3 protein-coding genes are annotated in these 6,134 nt (G+C 67.7%); 2 read left to right on the plus strand and 1 reads right to left on the minus strand.

Annotated features, from left to right (window positions below; translation table 11 throughout):
• Positions 1-36 precede the first annotated feature (36 nt).
• Complete coding sequence (locus ACWF4Z_RS36865) at positions 37-2,055, plus strand: MDR family MFS transporter (RefSeq protein WP_452247866.1); 2,019 nt, start codon at positions 37-39, stop codon at positions 2,053-2,055.
• A 19-nt stretch (positions 2,056-2,074) separates the two neighbouring features.
• Here the strand turns inward: ACWF4Z_RS36865 and ACWF4Z_RS36870 are convergent, their stop codons facing one another.
• Positions 2,075-4,390 (minus strand): glycoside hydrolase family 95 protein, encoded by a 2,316-nt coding sequence (locus ACWF4Z_RS36870; RefSeq protein ID WP_452247867.1) that lies wholly within the window; start codon positions 4,388-4,390, stop codon positions 2,075-2,077.
• 133 nt (positions 4,391-4,523) lie between these two features.
• On the opposite strand from ACWF4Z_RS36870, the gene ACWF4Z_RS36875 reads away from it, so the two are divergent.
• Positions 4,524-5,735: a serine hydrolase domain-containing protein gene (locus ACWF4Z_RS36875; RefSeq protein ID WP_452247868.1), complete on the plus strand. Its 1,212-nt coding sequence runs from the start codon at positions 4,524-4,526 to the stop codon at positions 5,733-5,735.
• Positions 5,736-6,134 lie beyond the last annotated feature (399 nt).

A 6,134-nucleotide genomic window follows, 5' to 3' on the forward strand; every position in this document is an offset into this window, starting at 1 on the left:
GGTGGCGCACCGTGCAACTCCGGTTACATTCGGCTCATGGACACGGAGGCTCAGCCGGTCGGGCGTGGCGCGCGCAACGCGGTCATCGTCGCGATCATGCTCGGAATGTTGCTCGCGGCCCTCGATCAGACGATCGTTGCGACCGCGCTGCCGACCATCGTCAGCGACCTCGGCGGCGCCAACCACCTGTCGTGGGTGGTGACGTCCTACCTGCTCGCCGAGACGATCATGACCGCGCTGATCGGGAAGTTCGGCGACCTGTACGGGCGCAAGCCGATGTTCCTGATCAGCGTCGTGCTGTTCCTCGGTGGCTCGGCGCTGTGCGGGGCGGCCGACTCGATGCTGTGGCTGGTCGGGTCCCGGGCGATCCAGGGCCTCGGCGCCGGCGGTCTGATGGTGACCGCGATGGCGGTGATCGCGGACGTCGTACCGCTGGCCGAGCGCGGCAAGTACCAGGGCGTGATGGGATCGGTCTTCGGCGTCTCGACCGTCGTCGGTCCGCTGCTCGGCGGGCTGTTCGTCGACCACCTGAGCTGGCGGTGGGCGTTCTACGTCAACCTGCCGCTCGGCATCATCGTGCTGATCGTCGCGTCGATCGCGCTGCCGTCGGTGAAGGCTCCGGTCGGGCCGAAGATCGACTATCTCGGCATTTTGTTCATCGGTCTGGCCGCGACCGGGCTGACGCTGGTGACGACGTGGGGTGGCAACGAGTACGCCTGGACGTCGACGGTGATCATCTCGATGATCATCGGCTCGCTGATCGCGCTCGGCCTGTTCGTGCTGGCGGAATCGCGCGCCGCCGAGCCATTGCTGCCGCTGCGGCTGTTCAAGTCCGGTGTGTTCACGGTGTGCGCCCTGCTGAGCTTCATCATCGGCTTCGCGATGCTCGGTGGCGTGACGTATCTGCCGACGTACCTGCAGTTCGTCCGCGGCGCCTCCGCGACCGAATCGGGGCTGCAGATGCTGCCGCTGGTCGGTGGCCTGCTGATCGCGTCGATCGTGGTCGGCCAGATCATCAGCAAGACCGGGCGCTACCGGCTGTTCCCGATCATCGGCACCGTGCTGATCGGCGGCGGGCTCTTCCTGCTCTCGCTGCTGGACAACCAGACGTCGTACCTCGAGATCGCGGGCTTCATGATCGTCCTCGGACTGGGCGTCGGGCTGTGCATGCCGGTGCCGACCGTGGTCGTCCAGAGCACGGTCGACTACTCCGACCTCGGCGTCGCGACCTCCGGGGTGAGCTTCCTGCGCACGATGGGCAGCTCGTTCGGCGTGGCGGTCTTCGGGTCGATCTACTCGCATCAGCTGCCCGGCCAGTTGGCCGAGGCCGTCCGCGCCACCGGCGCCGATCCGCGCGTGGTGACCACGGTCGAGGGAGTGCGGAACCTGCCGGCGTCGATGCGGTCCGCGGTGACCGAGGCGTACGCGAACTCCTTGCATGTCGTGTTCCTGTGGGCGGTTCCGGTCGCGGCGGTTGGTTTCGTGACCGCGCTGCTGCTGAAGGAGGTGCCGCTGCGCGACACCGCGCGGATGGCCGCCAGCGATCTCGGCGACAACTTCGGTCAGCCCGCCTCGTTCGACTCCGAGCACGAGATCCAGAAGCTCGCCGCGCTCGTGATCCGTCACCACAAGCGCAACCCGGCGCCGGAGGTGCTGGCCCAGTCCGGCATCCCCCTCAACGTCGCCCAGGCCTGGATGATCATGAGCGTGTACCGCGGCGGCGCCGAGCACGGCTCGGCCAGCCTGGCCGACATCGCCGGCGACCACCGCCTGCCACCCGGCGTCTTCGAACCCCTGGCCAACCAGTTGGTTGCCGACGGCTACCTTTCCGAGACCCTCGGCGAGTACCGCTTCACCCAGGCCGGGCTGGAAATGTTCCAGCGCTTCGTCGGCGCCTTCCGCATCTGGATGCTGGACCACCTGTCCGACTGGGACATCGACAACTCCGAAGCCTTCTCCCACGCCGTCGACCGCCTGGCCGAACAAATGATCGACAAAGGCCAATCACTGACCACCGGCAAACACGCCGCCGCCCTCACCCCAACAGCCGGCTGAAAACAGGCGAGAGACAGCTCTACGACTGGATCTTGCCGGGACGAACGGCTGTTGGTTCGCCGGCGACGAGGTCGACGTTCGCGGTCTCGTCGCCGTACCGGATGGTGTAGCTCGCCGTCCGGTTCGGGCGGAGGATCGCCTGGGTCAGGCGGCCGGAGCGCCAGGTCAGGTCGACGGTCAGGCCGCCTCGGGCTCTGAGGCCTTGGATTGAGCCGTTGTGCCAGGTGGTCGGGAGGGCTGGGAGGAGTTCTATTTCGGTGCCGTCGGACTGGAGGAGCATTTCGGCGATGGCGGCCGTGCCTCCGGTGTTTCCATCGAAGGAGTAGATGTTTTGGGGGGCGCCGGCGATGCCTCCGACGGAGTACGACATCAGGTTGGCGTCGCTCGCCTCGGCGATGAGGCTGGTCAGGTGATGAAGCGCCTGATCGCCATTCAGCAACCGTGCGTAGAACAGGGCGAAGTTGGCCTCCACCCACTCCGTCTGCTCCCAGCCATCGGCATCCTGACGGCGCTCGATGGTGATCTCACTCGCCCGCGCGAGCTCTGGCGTACCGCGCGGGGTGATCTGCCGCTCTGGATACAGCGCGCAGAGATGCGAGGTGTGCCGATGCGACGGCTCCGCCTCCTCGTAGTCGTGCAGCCACTCCTGGAGCTGCCCGAACTCCCCGATCTGGAACGGCGAGAGCCTCGATCGCGCGGACGAGATCCGTTCGCGGAGCTCGGGATCGACGTCGAGTACGGCGGCAGCCTCCCCACACGCCCGCAGGGTTGCCTCCGCGAAGACCCGGTCAACCGTGTTGCCCATGGCAACGGAACACGTGAAGCCGTCCGGTGCGACGTACCAGTTCTCCGGTGAGTCGGCCGGACCGGCGACCAGCCAGCCGTTGTCCGGCTCCTCGACCAGATAGTCGAGCAGGAACGCCGCCGCACCGCGGATCACCGGGTAGGCCTGCTCCCGCAGGAACGTCTCGTCGAGCGAGTACTCGTAGTGCTCCCACAGATGGGACGCGATCCACGCACCGGCCATCACGTGCAGCCCCCACCCGGCTCCACTCCCTGGCGCGGTGTAGGTCCACGCGTTGGTGACGGTGTGTGCGACCCACCCTTGCGCGCCGTACATCTGCTCGGCGGTCTCGCGTCCCGCCTCGGCGAGGCGACGTACGAAAGCGAAGAGCGGGGTGTGGCATTCGGCGAGATTCGTCGATTCCGCGGCCCAGTAGTTCTGCTCGGTGTTGATGTCCAGGTGGAAGTCGTTCGTCCAGCCCGAGCTGCTCGCGAGGCCGTCGTTCCAGAGTCCTTGCAGATGCAGGGGCAGCGGTGAGTCGGCGCGGGATCCGGCGACGGTCAGGTAGCGGCCGTACTGGAAGTACAGCGCGAGCAGGCCGTCATCCCGCTGACCGTGCGCGAACCGGTCCCGTCGTACGTCGGTCGGACCGGACGACGACTCACCGAGGTCGATCGAGACCCGCTGCATGAGCGCGCTGTGATCACGGACATGCTCCGCGCGGAGTACGTCGTACGCGGGCGCCCTCCGGAGCAGGCTCTCGGCTCGTTCGAGCCCGTCCCAGCTGGTGCCGACCGCGATCAGGATGACGGCCGAGTCCGCGTCGCGGACCTCGTAGCGATCACCAGCCGGCGAACCGCTCCCGCCGACCGTCTGCACGCGGACGTGGATCTCGAGCGCAACACCTTGCTGCCCGTTGCTGTGCAGCGTCTCGAACGCGTGGCCGCTGAACGCGAGCCCGTCGGCCGTCGCGGTCACCTGGCCCGGTAAGGCAACGCGGTCGAGCCGGACCGCGAAACTCAGGGCCTCACCGCGATCGGCGGTCAGCCGGACCGCGATGACACCGTGCGGATTCGAGGCGAAGACCTCGCGGGCGAACTGCGTGCCACCCTGTTCGAACTCGACCGCCGCGAGACCCTGATCGAGATCGAGCGAACGGCGATAGCCGGTCGTCGGCGGCCCCTCCGCGAAGTCGAGCCGGACCTGCGGCAGCGGCACGTTCGTCCCGAACGACGACATCCGGCCGAGCAACTGCTCTGCGGCCAGCTTCTGCGCCTGCGCGTGCCGGCCGGCGAAGAGCAGCTCACGGACCCGCGGGATCGTCTCCCGGGCGGTCGGACTGACGTCGTCCGACGCCGGTGCCCCGGACCAGGCGGTCGCCTCGGTCAACTCGATCCGCTCGGTGCCGACACCGCCGTACACCATCCCGCCGAGTCGGCCGTTCCCGATCGGCAGCGCCTCGAACCACCGCTCGGCCGGGTGGTCGTACCACAGGGTCCCAGCCCGCAACACCGCTTCGGGCTGGCTCCCGTCCGGCAAACCGACGTACATAGTGCCTCCCACGACTCGCCCGACGACCAGCGCGACATTACTCGACCGCACCGACCATCCCGGCGGGGTGTCTCAAGGGCCGTGTCAGCGCAGCGTCCGGGCGGTGTCAGGGCGGGCCGCGACTGTGGACGGCATGAACCGATCAGAGCGTAAGGGATACAGATGGGGTCTTCGGCGGGTAGGCGTGGTGGCGCTGGCTGCCGCGGTGCTTGTCGGTGCCGCCGTACCAGGTGTTGCTACTGCCGACAGCGGCGGTCGGCAGGGTCGGCCTGAAGTCCAGGCGGCCATGCAGGCGTTCGTGGACGCGGGGTTCGCCGGGATGCAGGTTCGGGTGCACGACTCGCGCGGCGACTGGGTCAGTAGCGCCGGAGTGAGCAAGCTCGGCGAGACGGCCAAGCCACCGACGAACGGGCGCTTCCGGATCGGCAGCAGTACCAAGACGTTCACCTCGACGCTGGTGCTGCAACTGGTTGCCGATGGCAAGGTCGGGCTGGACGCGCCGGTGGCTCGGTACTTGCCGAAGCTCGGGCTGGACCGGCGGATCACCGTCCGGATGATGCTGCAGCACACGAGCGGGCTGTTCAACTACACGGGCGAGTACTACCCCGACGGGACGGTCGTGCCGGGGATTCCGGCACAGGGCCAGGAGTGGGTGGATGCGCGGTTCCACACCTACACCCCGGAGGAGCTGGTCAAGTTCTCGCTGTCCAAGCCGCCGCGGTTCGAGCCGGGAGGCGGCTGGAGCTACGCGAACACCAACTATGTGCTGGCCCGGCTACTGATCGAGAAGGTCTCCGGGCGTTCGTTCGCCGACCAGTTGCAGCGGCGGATCCTGCGACCGCTCGGCCTCCGGGACACGTTCGCGCCCGGCACCCGGTCGGACATCCCCGGACCGCACGCCCACGGTTACTACCGCTACCAGGATGCGTCCGGCCAGTGGAAGGTCCTCGACGTCACCCGGCAGAACCCGTCCTGGCTGTCGAGCGCCGGCGAGATGATCTCGTCGACCAAGGATCTGCAGACGTTCATCTCCGCACTGAACGGCGGCAAGCTCCTACCGGCCAGGCTACTCACCGAGATGCGCAAGACCGACCCGAACAGCGAAGGCCTCTACGGCCGCTACGGTCTAGGCCTGTACGTCAAGGACACCGGCCCCAACTGCGCCGGCCTCCTGATGAACCACAACGGCAGCGTGATCGGCTACGGCGCCCTCATGTACAGCACCCCCGACGGCTCCAAAACCCTCACCGCCTCCATCACCACCGGCAACTCCCCCACCGACCCCATCCCCCAGTTCCCCGCCCTCCTCACCACCCTGATAACCCAAACCTTCTGCCCCGCCTAACCCCCAGAGAGCCAGGATTATTCAGAACCCTCACAGAAGAAGGGCTGGGCGCCTGGCTCGCCCGGTGGGTAAGGGCGGCTGGCTGTAGTCGCTGCTGGTCAGATTGCGCTCCGGCTCGTCAACGAGCCGGCTGAGCGTCGCCTGCGATGCACCAATGAGAGGACAAACGGCTCTTGTGTCGGATGGGTGGGATGTGTGGGTTGATGGGTCGCCGCTGCGCGGCGGTTGTCTTGTTGCCGCCTTCGGCGGGGGCGCGGATCGTGGATCCGCCGCTTACCTGATGTGCGCGGACGGACTGTGGTGGCGCGGTCTCCGGGCTGCGTGATCGTGCCAGTCGCGGTGGTGTGCGTCAAGGGCGCCTTCGGCGTCGCTGCGCGATCTTCGACCCTTGACCCACAC

The organism is Kribbella sp. NPDC055071 (assembly GCF_053608045.1).